Source organism: Streptomyces albus subsp. chlorinus (genome assembly GCF_013302895.1).
In the GTDB taxonomy this organism is placed as follows: Bacteria; Actinomycetota; Actinomycetes; order Streptomycetales; family Streptomycetaceae; genus Streptomyces; species Streptomyces chlorinus.
Genome location: NZ_VJOK01000001.1, coordinates 3,751,337 through 3,766,540 on the forward strand (window position 1 = coordinate 3,751,337; position 15,204 = coordinate 3,766,540).

Annotated in this window: 15 protein-coding genes; 8 read left to right on the plus strand and 7 right to left on the minus strand. The window is 70.9% G+C overall.

Annotated elements, in window-relative coordinates; genetic code table 11:
* Window positions 1–400: DUF5324 family protein (locus FM076_RS16660; RefSeq protein ID WP_173871573.1), on the minus strand; the 400-nt coding region annotated here is incomplete at its 3' end.
* Window positions 401–600: 200 nt separating this feature from the next.
* Between FM076_RS16660 and FM076_RS16665 the strand changes: the two genes are divergently transcribed.
* Window positions 601–1,125: a peptidylprolyl isomerase gene (locus FM076_RS16665; protein ID WP_173871575.1), complete on the plus strand. Its 525-nt coding sequence runs from the start codon at window positions 601–603 to the stop codon at window positions 1,123–1,125.
* A 161-nt stretch (window positions 1,126–1,286) separates the two neighbouring features.
* Window positions 1,287–2,213 (plus strand): rhomboid family intramembrane serine protease, encoded by a 927-nt coding sequence (locus FM076_RS16670; protein WP_173871577.1) that lies wholly within the window; start codon window positions 1,287–1,289, stop codon window positions 2,211–2,213.
* Window positions 2,214–2,561: 348 nt separating this feature from the next.
* Here the strand turns inward: FM076_RS16670 and crgA are convergent, their stop codons facing one another.
* The gene (gene crgA / locus FM076_RS16675; RefSeq protein ID WP_173871579.1) at window positions 2,562–2,825 is read right to left on the minus strand and encodes a cell division protein CrgA; all 264 of its coding nucleotides are present in this window, start codon (window positions 2,823–2,825) and stop codon (window positions 2,562–2,564) included.
* A gap of 103 nt (window positions 2,826–2,928) precedes the next feature.
* On the opposite strand from crgA, the gene FM076_RS16680 reads away from it, so the two are divergent.
* The 6 genes from FM076_RS16680 (at window position 2,929) to FM076_RS32970 (ending at window position 7,935) form a co-directional block, all read left to right on the plus strand.
* Window positions 2,929–3,666, plus strand: coding sequence for a DUF881 domain-containing protein (locus tag FM076_RS16680; protein WP_173871581.1), 738 nt, complete (start codon window positions 2,929–2,931; stop codon window positions 3,664–3,666).
* A 48-nt stretch (window positions 3,667–3,714) separates the two neighbouring features.
* Window positions 3,715–4,509, plus strand: coding sequence for a class E sortase (locus tag FM076_RS16685; protein WP_173871584.1), 795 nt, complete (start codon window positions 3,715–3,717; stop codon window positions 4,507–4,509).
* Window positions 4,510–4,620: 111 nt separating this feature from the next.
* Window positions 4,621–4,821 carry a hypothetical protein gene (locus tag FM076_RS16690; protein WP_173871586.1) on the plus strand — a complete coding sequence of 67 codons (201 nt, stop codon included), beginning with the start codon at window positions 4,621–4,623 and terminating at the stop codon, window positions 4,819–4,821.
* Window positions 4,818–5,522 (plus strand): aminodeoxychorismate/anthranilate synthase component II, encoded by a 705-nt coding sequence (locus tag FM076_RS16695; RefSeq protein ID WP_173871588.1) that lies wholly within the window; start codon window positions 4,818–4,820, stop codon window positions 5,520–5,522. The genes FM076_RS16690 and FM076_RS16695 overlap by 4 nt, the downstream gene beginning before the upstream one ends.
* Window positions 5,519–6,841: a class E sortase gene (locus FM076_RS33895; RefSeq protein ID WP_173871590.1), complete on the plus strand. Its 1,323-nt coding sequence runs from the start codon at window positions 5,519–5,521 to the stop codon at window positions 6,839–6,841. Before FM076_RS16695 ends, FM076_RS33895 begins: the two co-directional genes overlap by 4 nt.
* A 434-nt stretch (window positions 6,842–7,275) precedes the next feature.
* Window positions 7,276–7,935, plus strand: a complete 660-nt coding sequence (locus tag FM076_RS32970) for a class E sortase (protein WP_345945426.1) — start codon at window positions 7,276–7,278, stop codon at window positions 7,933–7,935.
* Window positions 7,936–8,090: 155 nt separating this feature from the next.
* Here the strand turns inward: FM076_RS32970 and pknB are convergent, their stop codons facing one another.
* The 5 genes from pknB to FM076_RS16730 form a co-directional block, all read right to left on the minus strand.
* Window positions 8,091–10,079, minus strand: a complete 1,989-nt coding sequence (pknB, locus tag FM076_RS16710) for a Stk1 family PASTA domain-containing Ser/Thr kinase (RefSeq protein ID WP_173871594.1) — start codon at window positions 10,077–10,079, stop codon at window positions 8,091–8,093.
* A gap of 177 nt (window positions 10,080–10,256) precedes the next feature.
* Window positions 10,257–11,741 carry a penicillin-binding transpeptidase domain-containing protein gene (locus FM076_RS16715; protein WP_173871596.1) on the minus strand — a complete coding sequence of 495 codons (1,485 nt, stop codon included), beginning with the start codon at window positions 11,739–11,741 and terminating at the stop codon, window positions 10,257–10,259.
* A complete protein-coding gene (locus FM076_RS16720; RefSeq protein WP_173871598.1) occupies window positions 11,738–13,174 on the minus strand; it encodes an FtsW/RodA/SpoVE family cell cycle protein in 1,437 nt (478 codons plus the stop codon). Before FM076_RS16720 ends, FM076_RS16715 begins: the two co-directional genes overlap by 4 nt.
* A 15-nt stretch (window positions 13,175–13,189) precedes the next feature.
* Window positions 13,190–14,857 carry a Stp1/IreP family PP2C-type Ser/Thr phosphatase gene (locus tag FM076_RS16725; protein WP_173871600.1) on the minus strand — a complete coding sequence of 556 codons (1,668 nt, stop codon included), beginning with the start codon at window positions 14,855–14,857 and terminating at the stop codon, window positions 13,190–13,192.
* Between the two features lie 21 nt (window positions 14,858–14,878).
* Window positions 14,879–15,204: FHA domain-containing protein FhaB/FipA (locus FM076_RS16730; RefSeq protein WP_243274540.1), on the minus strand; the 326-nt coding region annotated here is incomplete at its 5' end.

Sequence of the window (15,204 nt, forward strand, 5' to 3'; positions counted from 1 at the left end):
CGCTGCGCTGGGCGGCCTCCTCACGGCCGGCGCGGTGGGCGGCCCGCACGTCGGTCACCGCGGTCCCGATGCGGGGACCGGCGTAGTCGGCCGCCCTGCGGGCGGCCTTGCGGGTCCGCTCGGCGGCGCGGGAGGCGGCCACCTCGACCTCGGCGGGGAGGGCGTCCCGCGCCTGCGCGACCCGCGGCCCGAGGTACTGCTCGTACCCCTCGCGGGCGGTGTGGCGGGCCTGCTCGGCGGCCTTGACGACCTTCGGCCCCAGGCGCGCCCCGGCCTCCTGCGCGTAGCGCGCGGCGGTGTCCTTGGCCTGCTCCGCGTGGGGCCTCATCACCTCCGCGGCGTGGCGCACGCTCTCCTTGGCTGTGCCCGTCGCGGCGCGCACGCTTTCCTTGGCGGTCACGGTTCCTCCTCCTCGGTGGCTCCTGACTCGGGCAGTCTCTCCGGCAACGGAGGACAGGGAGTCGTTTTTCCACCCGTTGTGAAGATCATGCCTGGTGGTGCTCTGCCCGGCACACCGCATCGGGCATCCGGGTCAGCCCGGCCCCCGGGTGTCCGTGGGAGGATCGGGTGAGTCAACGAAAGACAGATGGAAGGTAGATCGTGGCTGAGCAGCTCCACGCCACCCTGAAGACCAACCACGGCGACATCCGGGTCCAGCTCTTCCCGGACCACGCCCCGAAGACGGTCAAGAACTTCGTCGAGCTCGCCGAGGGGTCCCGCGAGTGGACGCACCCGGCGACCGGCAAGAAGACCACCGACAAGCTGTACGACGGCACCGTCTTCCACCGTGTCATCAGCGGCTTCATGATCCAGGGCGGTGACCCGCTGGGCAACGGCACCGGCGGCCCCGGCTACGAGTTCGGGGACGAGATCCACCCCGACCTGGCCTTCACCAAGCCCTACCTGCTGGCCATGGCCAACGCGGGTCCGGGCACCAACGGCTCGCAGTTCTTCGTCACCGTGGCCCCGACCACGTGGCTGACCGGCAAGCACACCATCTTCGGCGAGGTCGCGGACGAGGCGAGCAAGAAGGTGGTCGACGCCATCGGCAACGTCCAGACCAACCCCCGGACCGACCGTCCGCTCCAGGACGTGGTGATCGAGTCCGTCGTCATCGAGCGCTGAGCTGTCCGGCCGCCGGGGCCGGCGTCCGTGCCGTCGGTGGACGTGCCCTTCGGGTACGTGCGCGCCGGGTACGCCGCCGGCCCCGCCGGGCCGCGCCGCCGTGGCAGCGCGCCGCGGCAGGGCGGGCGGACGGCCGGTGGAAGGAATGCGGGAGGGGACCCATGGAGGAGCGGGGCGGGCGTTCGCCGGAGGCGGGGGACGGAAGACCGGCGGCGAAGTTCTGCTACCGGCATCCGGACCGGGAGACGGGGATCTCGTGCACGCGCTGTGAGCGGCCCGTCTGTCCGGAGTGCATGGTGCCGGCTTCCGTCGGTTTCCAGTGCCCCGAGTGCGTCAGAACGGGCTCGGGCACCGGGCACGGGCCGGGCGCCAACCGGCCCAGGACGATCGCGGGCGGCGCCGTGACGGCCGACCCCCGGCTGGTCACCAAGGTGCTGATCGGCGTCAACGTCGCCGTCTTCATCGCGGTGCTGGCGGTCGGCAACCGGCTGCTGGACCGGCTGCTGCTGTTCGGGCAGGCCGTGACCGAGCCGTACGGGCCGCTGGAGGGGGTGGCCGAGGGGCAGTGGTACCGGCTGCTGACCTCGATGTTCCTCCACCAGGAGATCTGGCACATCGCGATGAACATGCTCGGGCTGTGGTTCCTGGGCCCGCCGCTGGAGGCGGCGCTGGGGCGGGTGCGCTTCCTGGCGCTGTACCTGCTGTCCGGGCTGGGCGGCGGCGCGGTCACCTATCTGCTGGCCGCACCGCAGCAGGCGTCGCTGGGCGCCTCGGGGGCGATCTTCGGCCTGTTCGGCGCGACGGCGGTGCTGATGCGGCGGCTGCGCTACGACATGCGGCCGATCCTGATCCTGCTGGCGATCAATCTCGTCTTCACCTTCACCTGGAAGAACATCGCCTGGGAGGCGCACGTCGGCGGCCTGGTGACGGGGCTGGTGTTCTCCTACGCGCTGGTGCACACGCCCCGGTGGGAGCATCTCCCGGACTCAGGCCGCCGGAGGCTGGCGCTGGTGCAGTACGGGACGGGCGCGCTGCTGCTCGCGGTGATCGCGGTGCTCCTGGTGGTGCGCACGCTCCAGCTGACCTGAGCGCGCGCAGCGGTGCCGCGCCGTGCCGCCGGAGCCCGGTCGAGCGCCCGTGGCGGGCCCGGCCGGGCTCCCACGGTTCCTTCCTCCCGCGTCTCCCTCACACGTCCGGCGCACATCCGCGGTACGCCTCGCACAGGTGTGCCGAGGGTTTTCCACAGCGGGTACGGGATCTTGTGCACGGTGTGGCTGACCGGGAGCGCATTCGTTCAGACGTGCGTTTCCCTTGGGGTTACTGGTCGAACGGGGTTCCGCACGCCGCTCCGCCGATCACATCGGCGTCAACACCCTGAAAGTTATCCACAGATCTTGTGAGTTATCCAAGGCTGTGGATCAGCCTGTGGATAACTCTTATTTCCACTGGGTGGAGACGACGAAGCCGGTCGCGATGAAGCCGAAGCCCACCACGATGTTCCAGTTCCCGAGGGACTCCAGGGGCAGCGAACTGTTGGTGACGTAGAACACCACGATCCAGGCCAGGCCGATCCCGAACATCGCCAGCATCAGCGGTGCCACCCAGCGGCGGCCACCGCCGCCGCGCAGGTCGATGTTGGTGGCCTTCTTCTCCGGCGGGGGCGTGAAGTCCGCCTTCTTCCGGACACGTGACTTCGGCACGAGAGACCTCTCCTGTCGATGCGCTGCTGACCGCCGCACGGACCACGGGGACGGTGGTCCGTTAGCGTAGTGCTTTCCCGGGGCGGAGGGAGACAAGGGTACGGTGACCAGATCGTTCATCCGGCCTGCACGGCTGGCCGCGATAGGCGTCTTCGCCCTCGCGGGACTCATCTTCTGGGTGAGCTTCAACACCGCGCAAGGCACCAACCTGCGCAGCGACTCCTCGATGCTGCGGCTGACCGACCTCATCCAGGAGCGCAGCAGGCAGAACGCCGAGCTGGACAGCCAGGCCGCCTCGCTGCGCCGCCAGGTCGACCACCTCGCCCGGCGCGACGACGGCAGCACCAAGGGCCAGGACCGCAGGCTCGACGCGCTGGAGGAGCGCGCGGGCATGGAGAAGCTCAAGGGCGAGGGACTGAGCGTCACCCTCGACGACGCCCCCACCAACGCCACCGCGAAGGTCCCCGGACTGCCCGACCCCGAGCCCAACGACCTGGTGATCCACCAGCAGGACCTCCAAGCCGTCGTCAACGCGCTGTGGCGGGGCGGGGCCAAGGGCATCAAGGTCATGGACCAGCGGCTGATCTCCACCAGTGCCGTGCGCTGCGTCGGCAACACCCTCATCCTGCAGGGCCGCGTCTACTCCCCTCCCTACACCATCAGCGCTGTCGGCGACCGCGACGCCCTCCAGGCGGCCCTCCACAACGCCCCCGCCATCCAGAACTACCTGGAGTACGTGGACGCCTACGGCCTCGGCTGGAAAGTCGAGGAGCACAAGGCGATGACTCTTCCGGGCTACTCCGGCACAGTGGATCTCCGGCAGGCCAAGCCCGTGGGGTGAGCCCTGGCTCGGTGCTCCCGTGGGCGAGCGGTGGGGAGGGAGTGGCGCGTGGCGTTACGAGCGGTCGTCCGGGGCCTGAGCGAGCTGTGCATCACGGCCGGCATCCTGATCGTGCTCTTCGTCGTCCACCTCCTCTACTGGACCGGGCTGCGCGCCGACAGCGCCTCGGACAACGAGATCGACCGGCTCCACGAGCGGTGGGCGGCGGCTCCCCGGGACGGCTCCGCCGCCGCGGACGAGGGTCGCGCCGGTGCTCCCTCCCGGCGGGAACGGGAGCAGCGCGGGCGGGACGGGGAGACGGGCCCGGCGGGCGGCGCCGGGGAGCGGCGCGCGGGCCGGGCCCAGCAGCAGCCCTACCGCGACGGCCGGTCCTTCGCCGTCATGTACATCCCCCGCTTCGGACGCGACTGGTCCAAGCCCGTCCTGGAGAGCACGGGCGAGCAGACCCTGCGCAGGGGACTGGGCCACTACACCCGCACCGCGCGCCTCGGCGGGAAGGGCAACTTCGCGGTGGCCGGCCACCGCCGCACCTACGGCGACCCGTTCAAGGACTTCCCCCGGCTGCGGCCCGGCGATCCCGTCGTCCTCACCGACGGCGACACCTGGTACACCTACACGATCGTCAAGCGCCCTTACCGCACGCTCCCCGGCGACACCGGCGTCCTCGACGCCGTCCCCGCGCCCGTGAACAAGGCCGCCGCGCCCTTCACCGGACCCGGCCGCTACCTCACCCTGACGACCTGCGACCCGGAATGGGGCAGCAGCCACCGGCTGATCGCCTGGGGACGGCTGGACGCGACCCGGCCGGCGTCCGAGGGGAGCCCCGGCGCCCTCACCCGCTGAGCCCGTCCATCGAGCCGTACCCCTGCGCCGTACCCTTTCGCCGTACTCTGTGGTGGGCCGAACGGCACGCGTGCCCGAGTGGCGCGGGAGGAGAGAGGACGGCATCGCGGGATGTACGGCTGGATCTGGCGGCATCTGCCGGGCAACGTGTGGGTGCGGATACTGATTTCGACGGTACTGGTGGTCGGTGTCGTCTTCCTGCTCTTCCAGTACGTCTTCCCCTGGGCGGAACCGATGCTGCCGTTCAACGACGTGACCGTGGACGGCGCCGCCGCCCCCGCGGCCGGTACCGCGCCGGGAGGTCTGGTATGAGCGCCCGCATCCTGGTCGTGGACAACTACGACAGCTTCGTCTTCAACCTCGTCCAGTACCTCTACCAGCTCGGCGCCACCTGCGAGGTCGTCCGCAACGACGAGGTCGACCCCCAGCGCGTCGCGGGGCCCTCCGCATCCCGGGGCGGTGAGGAAGGCGGCTTCGACGGCGTCCTCCTCTCCCCCGGGCCCGGCACCCCGGAGGAGGCGGGGGTGTGCGTCGAGATGGTGCGGCACTGCGCGGCACGGGGCCTCCCGGTCTTCGGCGTCTGCCTGGGCATGCAGGCGATGGCCGTCGCCTACGGCGGCGTCGTCGGCCGGGCCCCCGAGCTGCTGCACGGCAAGACGTCGGCCGTCTCCCACGAGGGCACCGGAGTCTTCACCGGCCTGCCCTCCCCCTTCACCGCGACCCGCTACCACTCGCTGGCCGTACACGGCACCCTGCCCGACGAGCTGGAGGTCACCGCCTGGACGGCGCCCGGCGGGGAGGCCGTGGACGGTGCCGCCCTCGTCATGGGGCTGCGCCACCGCGAACTCCCCGTCGAAGGCGTCCAGTTCCACCCCGAGTCGGTACTGACCGAATGGGGCCACCGGATGCTGGCCAACTGGCTGGTCCGGTGCGGTGACACCGACGCCGTGGAACGGTCCGCGCGGCTGACGGGGGTGCCGCGGGCCGTCGGACTCGGGGCGGTCACCGGGTGACGACGGGCCACGGCGACGGCCTCCCCCGGCACGGGGCCCAGGGAGGGGACGACGCGGAGTACGACCCGTACCGCGCGGCCGTCGACGCCCTCGCCGACCCCCTCACCGACCCGCTCCCCGCGCCGGCCCCGGACCACCCGACCGCCCCACCCCCGCCCCCCGCCGCCGGTCCGGCCCCTGCCGTCGGGCCCGGGAGCGGTTCCGGGCCGGTGACCGCTCCCGCGGGCGCCGGGGACGTGGCTGGGCAGCGGACGGGGTGGGGCCGGCCCGGGGTGCCGGGCCAGGAGACGTACGGGCAGCCGTACGCCGCGCCCGCGCCGCGATCCCCGGAGCGACAGCCGTACGGCCCCGGTTCTGGTTCCGGTTCTGGGCGGCCCGGTCCCGGTACCGGTTCCGTGCAGGGGCGGGGTGTGCGGGCCGCGCCGTACGCGGACGGTCCGGCCACCCCTGGGGCCGATCCCTACCGCCGGGCCGGGGACCGCGACACCGTCGGGCTGAGGCGGCCCGGCGCGGCGGACCTGGCGGGTCGGCGCACCCCCGGGGCGCCCGCCCCCGGGCCGCGTACCGAACGCCCGCCAGGGCCCTCCCGGTTGGAGGCCCGCAGAGCCGCCCGTGCCCTGCGTCCCGGTCCGGGCATCATCGCCAGCCGCGCCATCGGTGAGGTCTTCATCACCTGCGGCATCCTCATGCTGCTCTTCGTCGCCTATCAGTTGTGGTGGACCAACGTGCTGGCCGGTCAGCAGGCGGGCGGCGCCACCGACGAACTTCACGAGCAGTGGGACAAGCACAAGTCGGACGGCGGTGTGGACCCCGAGCGCAAGGCGGGCGCCTTCAAGCCGGGCGAGGGGTTCGCCGTCATCCACATTCCGAAGATCGACATCACCGCGCCCATCGCCCAGGGCGTCTCCAAGGCGAAGGTCCTCGACAAGGGCATGGTCGGCCACTACGACAAGGCGCCGCTCAAGACCGCGATGCCCTGGGACAAGAAGGGGAACTTCGCGCTCGCGGGGCACCGCAACACCCACGGCGAACCGTTCCGGTACATCAACCGGCTGGTGCCGGGGGACAAGGTTGTGGTGGAGACGCAGTCGACGTTCTACACGTACGAGGTGACGCGGCAACTCCCCTCCACCTCCCCGTCCGATACGGGGGTGATCGACCCGGTTCCGCCCAAGTCGGGCTTCACGAAGCCCGGTCGCTACGTCACCCTGACCACCTGCACCCCGGAATTCACTTCGAAGTACCGTCTGATCGTCTGGGGCAAAATGGTGGACGAACGTCCGCGCAGCAAGGGCAAGCCGGACGCGCTCGTCGACTGACGGCAGGACGGCAGGCCGTACGGCCGGGTCGTACGGCCTGTGGCGGGCGGGCCCGGCCAAGGCCCGGCAGGGATCTGCCGGGTGACGAGTGAGACAGCGGCGGAGGCGGCACAGTGAGCGACGGCAAGCGGGAGTCCGCGGCGAGAGCCGCGGACCAGGGGGAGACCGCTGAGACCGCCGAGGAGGAGGGCGGCCCCGGCCCTGAGACCTCCGGCGCCGAAGCCTCCGGCAAGGGCGCCACCCGTACCGATGCCACCGGCCCCGGTACCACCGGCCCCGAGGCCACCGGCAGCCCGGAGGCGGAGCCCGGCGAGGGCGGGGCGGAGGGCTCCGAGGGCGGAGCCGGGGACAGTGGGGGCGGGGCCGCGGGCGGCGCGGAGCCGGCCGGGAAGCCGGAGCCGGCGCGGAAGCCGGCTCCGGCCCGGCGGGGGCGGATCGCCGCCGCCGTGGGGATCCTCGGCGAACTCCTCATCACGGCGGGGCTGGTGCTCGCCCTGTTCGTCGTCTACTCGCTGTGGTGGACCAACGTCCTCGCCGACCGGCAGGCCGAGAAGCGGGGCGACCGGGTGCGCGAGCACTGGGCGGCGGACCGCGGTCCCGGCGACCTCGACACCCGCGACGGCATCGGTTTCCTGCACGTGCCCTCGATGTCCTCCGACGACATCCTCGTCATGAAGGGCACCGATCCCAAGGAGCTGAACCAGGGGATCGCGGGCTACTACACCGAGCCGGTCAAGTCGGCGCTCCCGCAGGACCAGTCGGGCAACTTCTCACTGGCCGCGCACCGCGACGGGCACGGGGCGAAGTTCCACAGGATCGACAAGATCGACAAGGGTGACCCGATCGTCTTCGAGACGAAGAACACCTGGTACGTCTACAAGGTGTTCAAGACCCTGCCGCAGACGTCGAAGTACAACGTCGACGTGCTGGACCCGGTGCCGAAGGGCTCGGGGGCCACGAAGCGGGGCCGCTACATCACGCTGACGACGTGCACCCCCGTCTACACCTCGAAGTACCGCTACATCGTCTGGGGCGAGCTGGTCCGCACGGAGGACGTCGACGAGGACCGCACTCCTCCCGCGGAGCTGCGCTGAGCCCGGGGGCGTCCCGTTACACGCACCGAGGCCCTCGTCCTCCCCGGCCTTCCGGCCAGGAAGGGGGGACGAGGGCCTCGGTGCGTGTCGGCCCAGGGCTGAGGCCCCCAGCGGTTGGGGGCCTCAGCGGTGGCGGGCCTCAGCAGGTGCGGGTCTCAGCCGTGGCGGTGGTGGCGGCCCAGGCCGCCGAAGAAACCGCCGTCGTCGCCTCCGTCGTCACCGCCGTTACCCTCACCGGGGCCGCCGGGGCGGGTCATGATGTCGACCTTGTCGCCCTTCTTGCCCTGGGTGTTGGGTCCGGGGCTGGTGGTGACCACGATGGCGTTGCCGTCCTGGGGGCCCTGGACGTTGCCCACGGTGAACCCGGCGTCCTCCAGGGCGCTCCTGGCGTCGTCGAGCTTCTGGTTGGTGACGTCCGGCACGGTGGCGGGCTGGTCGTCGGGCGCCTTGGCGACCGTCAGCGTGACGGTGGAGTTCTCCGCCTGCTTGGTGCCGGGGCCCGGGTCCTGCCGCAGCACGGTGCCCGCGGACTTGGTCTCGTCCTCCTCCTCGGTCTTGGAGACCTTGAAGCCGAGGGCCTCCAGCTGCTGCTTGGCCTTGTCGAAGGGCTGGTCGACCACGTTGGGCACGGTGGGCCGGGACTCGGTGGCGACGGTCAGGGTCACCTTGGTGCCCTTCTTCGCCTTCTCGCCCGCGCCCGGATCCTGGCTGAGGACGGTACCGGCCGGCTGGTCGGACTCCTGCTGCTTCTTGCCGACCTTGAAGCCCGCCTCGCTGAGCTTCTGCTTGGCGTCGGCGAAGACGTCACCCGTCACCTCGGGGACCGCGCGCGGGGCCTGGTCGCGCGGGCCCTTGGACATGATGAGGCGCACCGTGCTGTCCGACTCGACGCTCTCGCCCGTGCCGGGGTCGGTGCGGCAGACGGTGCCCTTCTTCTCGTCGCACCAGACGCTCTCGCCCCGGTTGGCCTTCAGCCCGGTGTTGTCCAGTTGTTCCGTGGCCTCGGAGTAGGAGAGCCCCTTGACGTTGGGGACGTCCACGTCGTTGTCGGAGGAGGCGAAGAGCGCCTTGCCGATGAAGATCGCGCCGACGAGGACGAGGATCACGGCGAGCGCCAGCAGGATCGTCGAGAGCGGGCTCTTGCCCTTGCGGCGGCTGCCGTGCTGCTCGTCGTAGTAGCCGCCGTCCTCGGGGCGCATCGGCGGCAGCATCGAGGTCTGCGGCTCCTGGGCGCGCAGGGCCGTGGTGGGCTGGTCCTCGGGCGGGTAGCCGTAGCCGGGGCCCATCGCGGTGGCGGCGACGGGCTGGCCGTCGAGGCAGGCTTCGATGTCGGCCCGCATCTCGTCGGCGCTCTGGTACCGGTAGTCGGGGTCCTTGACCAGGGCCTTCATCACGATCGCGTCCATGGCGGGCGAGATCTCGGGGTCGAAGGCGCTGGGCGGCTGCGGCTCCTCCCGTACGTGCTGGTAGGCGACCGCGACGGGCGAGTCGCCGACGAACGGCGGCCGGACGGTCAGCAGCTCGTACAGCAGGCAGCCGGTGGAGTACAGGTCGGAGCGGGAGTCGACGGTCTCGCCCTTGGCCTGCTCCGGGGACAGGTACTGGGCGGTGCCGATCACGGCGGCCGTCTGCGTCATCGTCATGCCGGAGTCGCCCATGGCGCGGGCGATGCCGAAGTCCATGACCTTCACCTGGCCGGTGCGGGTCAGCATGACGTTGGCGGGCTTGATGTCGCGGTGGACGATGCCGTTGCGGTGGCTGTACTCCAGGGCCTGGAGGATGCCGGTGGTCATCTCCATGGCCCGTTCGGGCAGCAGCTTCCGCCCGGAATGCAGCAGCTCACGCAGTGTGGAGCCGTCCACGTACTCCATGACGATGTACGGGATGGAGACCCCGTCCACGTAGTCCTCGCCCGTGTCGTACACCGCGACGATCGCCGGGTGGTTCAGCGAGGCGGCCGACTGGGCCTCACGGCGGAAGCGGGCCTGGAACGACGGATCGCGGGCGAGGTCGACGCGGAGCGTCTTGACCGCGACCGTGCGGCCCAGCCGGGTGTCCTGGGCGAGGTAGACCTCGGCCATGCCTCCGCGGCCGAGCACCGAGCCCAGCTCGTACCGGCCGCCTAGGCGACGCGGCTCTTCCATAGTCTCCAGCCCTCTCCGGTCTTCCGTGTCGCGGTGCGTGGAACTCCCCAGCCCCCGGCCGGGTGGTACCCCGGGCCCGCGACACGGCGGTGTGCTGCTCGGCATACGGTACCCGCCACGGGGCGCCTGCCCGATGTGGCCGTGGTGACCGGGGTCACCTGAAGCTGCTGGTGCGCGTCACCGCTTCCCGTCGAGGACGGCCTCCATCACGCTCTTCGCGATCGGGGCTGCCAGCTTGCCGCCCGCGATGTCGCTGCGGAGTGTGTTCGAACTCTCCACCACGACAGCGACGGCGACGGGAGATCCGTCACTCGTCTTCGCGTACGAGATGAACCAGGCGTACGGGTTGTCCTTGTTGTTCTCGCCGTGCTGGGCCGTACCCGTCTTGCCACCGACGGTGACGCCGGGGATCTTGCCCGCGGCTCCGGTGCCCTTCTCGACGACCGTCTCCATGGCCGACTGGAGCTTCTGCGCGTTCTCGGAGGAGACCGGCCGGCTCAGCTCCTTGGGCTTGGTCTGCTCGACCACGTTGAGGTTCGGCGCGACGAGCTGGTCGACCATGTAGGGCTTCATCAGCTTGCCGTCGTTGGCGATGGCCGAGGCCACCATCGCCATCTGGAGCGGGGTGGCGCGGTTGGACGCCTGGCCGATGCCCGCCTGGGCGTTCTGCGGCCGGTTGTCCTTGGGGTAGATGCTCTTGGCGGCCCGCACCGGCGTGTCCAGGTCCGGGTCCAGGGTGCCGCCCTTGGCGTCCTTCTTGAAGCCGAACTTCTCGGCCTGCTTGATCATCTCGTCGTTGCCGAGCTGGTCGCTCATCTTGGCGAAGACGGTGTTGCAGGACCACTGGAGCGCTACCCGGATGGAGGCGTTCTTGCACGCCGGGTTGTTGCCCTCGTTGCCCAGGTCGGTGGTGGAGTCCGGCAGCCGGTAGGGGACCTCGGAGTCCGTCTTGGAGTCGACGTCGTACTTGCCGCTCTCCAGACCCGCCGCCGCGGTGACGACCTTGAAGGTGGAGCCGGGCGGGTAGGTCTGGCGCAGCGCGCGGTTGAGCATCGGCTGCTCGTCGCTCTTGTCCAGCTGCGCGAACTTGTTGCTGTCCTTGGTGTTGTTCCCCGCGAAGCTGGAGGGGTCGTAGGACGGCTTGTTGGCCAGCGCGAGGATGGCGCCCGTCTTGGGGTTGATCGCCGCGACCGCGCCCTTCTTGTCACCGAGCCCGTCGTAGGCCGCCTTCTGCGCCTTGGCGTTGAGCGTGGTGACGACGTTGCCGCCCTTCTGCGGCTTGCCGGTGATCATGTCGACGGTGCGGTTGAAGAACAGCCGGTCGTCGTCGCCGGTCAGGAACGGGTCGTAGAGCTTCTCCAGCTGGTTGGCGCCCACCGCCTGGGAGGCGTACCCGGTGACCGGCGACCACAGCTCGCCGTTCTTGTAGGTGCGCTTGTACTTGAAGTCGTTGCCATTGACGATCGTCGAGCCGGTCACGGACTTGCCGTCGACGATGATGTTGCCGCGCGGCTGGGCGTAGCGCGCGATGTCGACGCGTCGGTTCTTCGGATCGGTCTTCAGCTCGTCCGCCTGGACGAACTGGAGCCAGTTCGTGCGGACGAGCAGGGCCAGGACGAGCAGACCGCAGAAGATCGCGATCCGGCGCAGGGGCTTGTTCACGGTCGGACCACCTGAGTCATCTCGGCGTCGGGTGAGGGGGCCGGAGCCGGCGCGGGACGGCGGGCGGTGTCGCTGATTCTGATCAGGATGCCGATCAGCGCCCAGTTGGCGAGCACGGAGGAACCGCCGGAAGCCAGGAACGGCATGGTCATACCGGTCAGCGGGATCAGGCCCATGACGCCGCCCGCGACGACGAAGACCTGGAGCCCGAAGGCGCCGGAGAGGCCGACGGCCAGCAGCTTGCCGAACGGGTCACGGGCGGCGAGCGAGATCCGCACCCCGCGCTCGATGATCAGCCCATAGAGGATGAGGATCGCCATCATGCCGGTGAGGCCCAGCTCCTCACCGACCGTGGCGAGGATGAAGTCGGAGTTGGCGGCGAAGCCGATCAGGTCCGAGTTGCCCTGCCCCCAGCCGCTGCCGAGCACCCCGCCGGAGCCGAACGCCCACAGCGCCTGCATGGCCTGCTCCGAGTAGCCGGGGATGCCCTGCTTGCTCTTGAGGTAGGTGGCCATCGGGTCGAGCCAGGCCTGGACGCGCTGCTGCACGTGCGGCTCGAACGTGCCCACCACCGCGGCGCCGCCCGCCGACAGCAGCAGACCGAAGACGATCCAGCTGGTGCGCTCGGTGGCGACGTACAGCATGATCACGAAGAGGCCGAAGAAGAGCAGCGAGGTGCCCAGGTCGGTCTCGAAGACCAGGATCATCAGGCTGAGCGCCCAGATGACCAGGATCGGGCCCAGGTCGCGCCCGCGCGGCAGGTACAGCCCCATGAAGCGGCGGGAGGCCAGGGCGAGCGCGTCCCGTTTGACCATCAGGTAGCCCGCGAAGAAGACCGCGAGGATGATCTTCACGAACTCGCCGGGCTGGAGGTTGATGAAGCCCAGGTTGACCCAGATCCGTGCGCCGTTGCGGGCCGGGAAGAACATCGGGAGGGCCAGCAGCACCAGGCCGACGGCCATGGAGATGTAGGTGTAGCGCTGCAGGACGCGGTGGTCCTTCAAGAGCAGCAGGATCGCCACGAACAGGGCGAGCCCGATGGCCGAGTACAGCAGCTGCTTGGGCGCGTCCGGGGTGAAGGCGCCGAACACGTCCTCCGCGCGCTGGTGCAGCCGCTCCGACTGGTCGAGGCGCCAGATCAGCACCAGGCCCAGCCCGTTGAGGACGGTGGCCAGCGGCAGCAGCAGCGGGTCGGCGTAGGGCGCGTAGCGCCGCACCACGAGATGCCCGACGCCTGCCAGCAGCGCCAGTCCGAATCCGTAGCCGAGCATGCCGGAGGGCAGCTCGTCGTTGAGCGCCAGACCCACGTTGGCGTACGCGAAGACCGGGAGCAGCACCGCGAAGACGAGCATCGCCAGTTCGGTGTTGCGGCGGCTCGGCAGGCCGCCCGAGGACACGGTGGTGTTGCTGCCCGTGGTGGTGAGGTTGCTCATTGCCTGTGCCGCCCCCTACGGCGCGGTGCACTGCTTGGCCAGCTCCTGCTGCTTCTCCGTGAGCTTCGGGCTCGGCGACGGAGTGCTGGAGGCGGCGCCAGTGGTGTCGTTGGTGGAGCCGGAGGTGAAGGCGGTCCGGGTCGCCGTGCCGATGCCGGCGGTCCCCGCGCCCGGGCCGGCGGTGCCGTTGCCGACGCCGCCGTTGGTGGCCGCGTCACCGGGCCGGTTCTGTTCGTCCTTGCGCTGCTTCTCGGTGTCCTTCCCGGTGCCCTTGTCGCCCTTGCCCTTGTCCGGCTTCTCGGGGTGGCGCTTCTGCTCGGCGACGATCTCGCAGACCTCGGCCTGCTCGCCCAGCTCGGCCAGCTTGCTCCTGGCCTCGCCCCGGCTGTTGAGGGCGATGGTCTCCTTGACCTGGTTGCGCTGGAAGACGGGAAGGTACTTGAGTTCGATCTCGGGGTGGTCCTCGTCGACCTTGTGCAGCGAGACACCGGCCAGCTCCTGGCTGATGCCCCGGTAGAGGGCGACGTGGTCCCCCTTGGCGCCGACGTAGTACTGCGTCTGTGTCCAGCGGTAGCCGCCGTACAGGCCGCCGCCGACCACGGCCAGGGCCACCGCGATCCACAGCGAACGCTTGACCCACCGGCCCTTGCCGCCCTTGCCTGGCTTGGTGAAGTCCTGGTCGGTGAACGGGCCGAAGGCCCCCGCCGGCGGCGCCACCGCGTCCCCGTTCGGCGGGCCGAAGCCTTCCGGCGCGCCCGAAGGCTGCTGCGGTACGCCGCCCCGGCCCAGCTCGGCGGCGCGGGCCGCCGGGGTGCTGCGCAGGGCGCCGCCCGTGCCCAGCGGCTGCTGGGTCTCGGCCACGGCGCCGACGATGATCGGCGTGTCGTTGAGCTGGCCGTGCAGGGTGTCCTCGTGGTCGGCGTCCAGCACGTCCGCGACGATGCAGGTGATGTTGTCCGGGCCGCCGCCGCGCAGCGCCAGCTCGATCAGCTCCTGCACGGTGTCCTGGGGGCCGTGGTAGCCGGCCAGGGTCTCCTCGATGGTCTGGTGGGAGACCACCGCCGACAGACCGTCCGAGCACAGCAGGTAGCGGTCCCCGGCGCGCACCTCGCGGATGGACAGGTCGGGCTCGACGTGGTCACCGCTGCCCAGCGCGCGCATCAGCAGCGAGCGCTGCGGATGCGTGGTGGCCTCCTCCTCGGTGATCCGGCCCTCGTCCACCAGCCGCTGCACCCAGGTGTGGTCCTGGGTGATCTGGGTGAGCTGGCCGTCGCGCAGCAGATAGGCCCGCGAGTCGCCGACGTGGACGAGGCCGAGGCGCTGGCCCGTCCACAGCAGTGCGGTGAGCGTGGTGCCCATGCCCTCCAGCTGCGGGTCCTCCTCGACCATCACCCGGAGCTGCTCGTTGGCGCGCTGCACCGTCGTGCCGAGGGAGGTGAGGATGTCCGAGCCGGGGATGTCCTCGTCGAGCTGGACCATCGCGGAGATCACCTCGGAGGAGGCGACCTCGCCGGCGGCCTGGCCGCCCATGCCGTCGGCGACCGCGAGCAGCCGGGGGCCGGCGTAGCCGGAGTCCTCGTTGTGCTCGCGGATCATGCCGTCGTGTGATCCGGCGGCAAAGCGCAGTGACAGGCTCATGCGCACCTCGCCCGTCGGCTCCGGGTACATCCGCACGGTGCCCACCCTCCGGTCGTCATGTCGGTACTACTTCCGCAGCTCGATGACCGTCTTGCCGATGCGGATCGGCGCTTCGAGCGGGATCGGCGTCGGTGTGGTGAGCCGGGTCCGGTCGAGGTACGTGCCGTTGGTCGACCCGAGGTCCTCGACGATCCACCTGCCGTCACGGTCCGGGTAGATCCTGGCATGCCGGGAGGACGCGTAGTCGTCGTCCAGCACGATCGTGGAGTCGTGCGCGCGGCCCAGGGTGATGGTCTGGCCCTGGAGGGCGACCGTGGTGCCGGTGAGCGACCCCTCCGAGACCACCAGCTTGGTGGGGGTGTTCCGGCCGCCGCCGCGTCCGCCGCGCGCAC

Coding starts and splice junctions, on each gene's coding strand:
- FM076_RS16670 (WP_173871577.1), top strand. CDS start 1,287: ATGGAGGAGCGGGGCGGGCGTTCGCCGGAGGCGGGGGACGGAAGACCG.
- FM076_RS16690 (WP_173871586.1), top strand. CDS start 4,621: ATGTACGGCTGGATCTGGCGGCATCTGCCGGGCAACGTGTGGGTGCGG.
- FM076_RS16695 (WP_173871588.1), top strand. CDS start 4,818: ATGAGCGCCCGCATCCTGGTCGTGGACAACTACGACAGCTTCGTCTTC.
- pknB (WP_173871594.1), bottom strand. CDS start 10,079: ATGGAAGAGCCGCGTCGCCTAGGCGGCCGGTACGAGCTGGGCTCGGTG.
- FM076_RS16720 (WP_173871598.1), bottom strand. CDS start 13,174: ATGAGCAACCTCACCACCACGGGCAGCAACACCACCGTGTCCTCGGGC.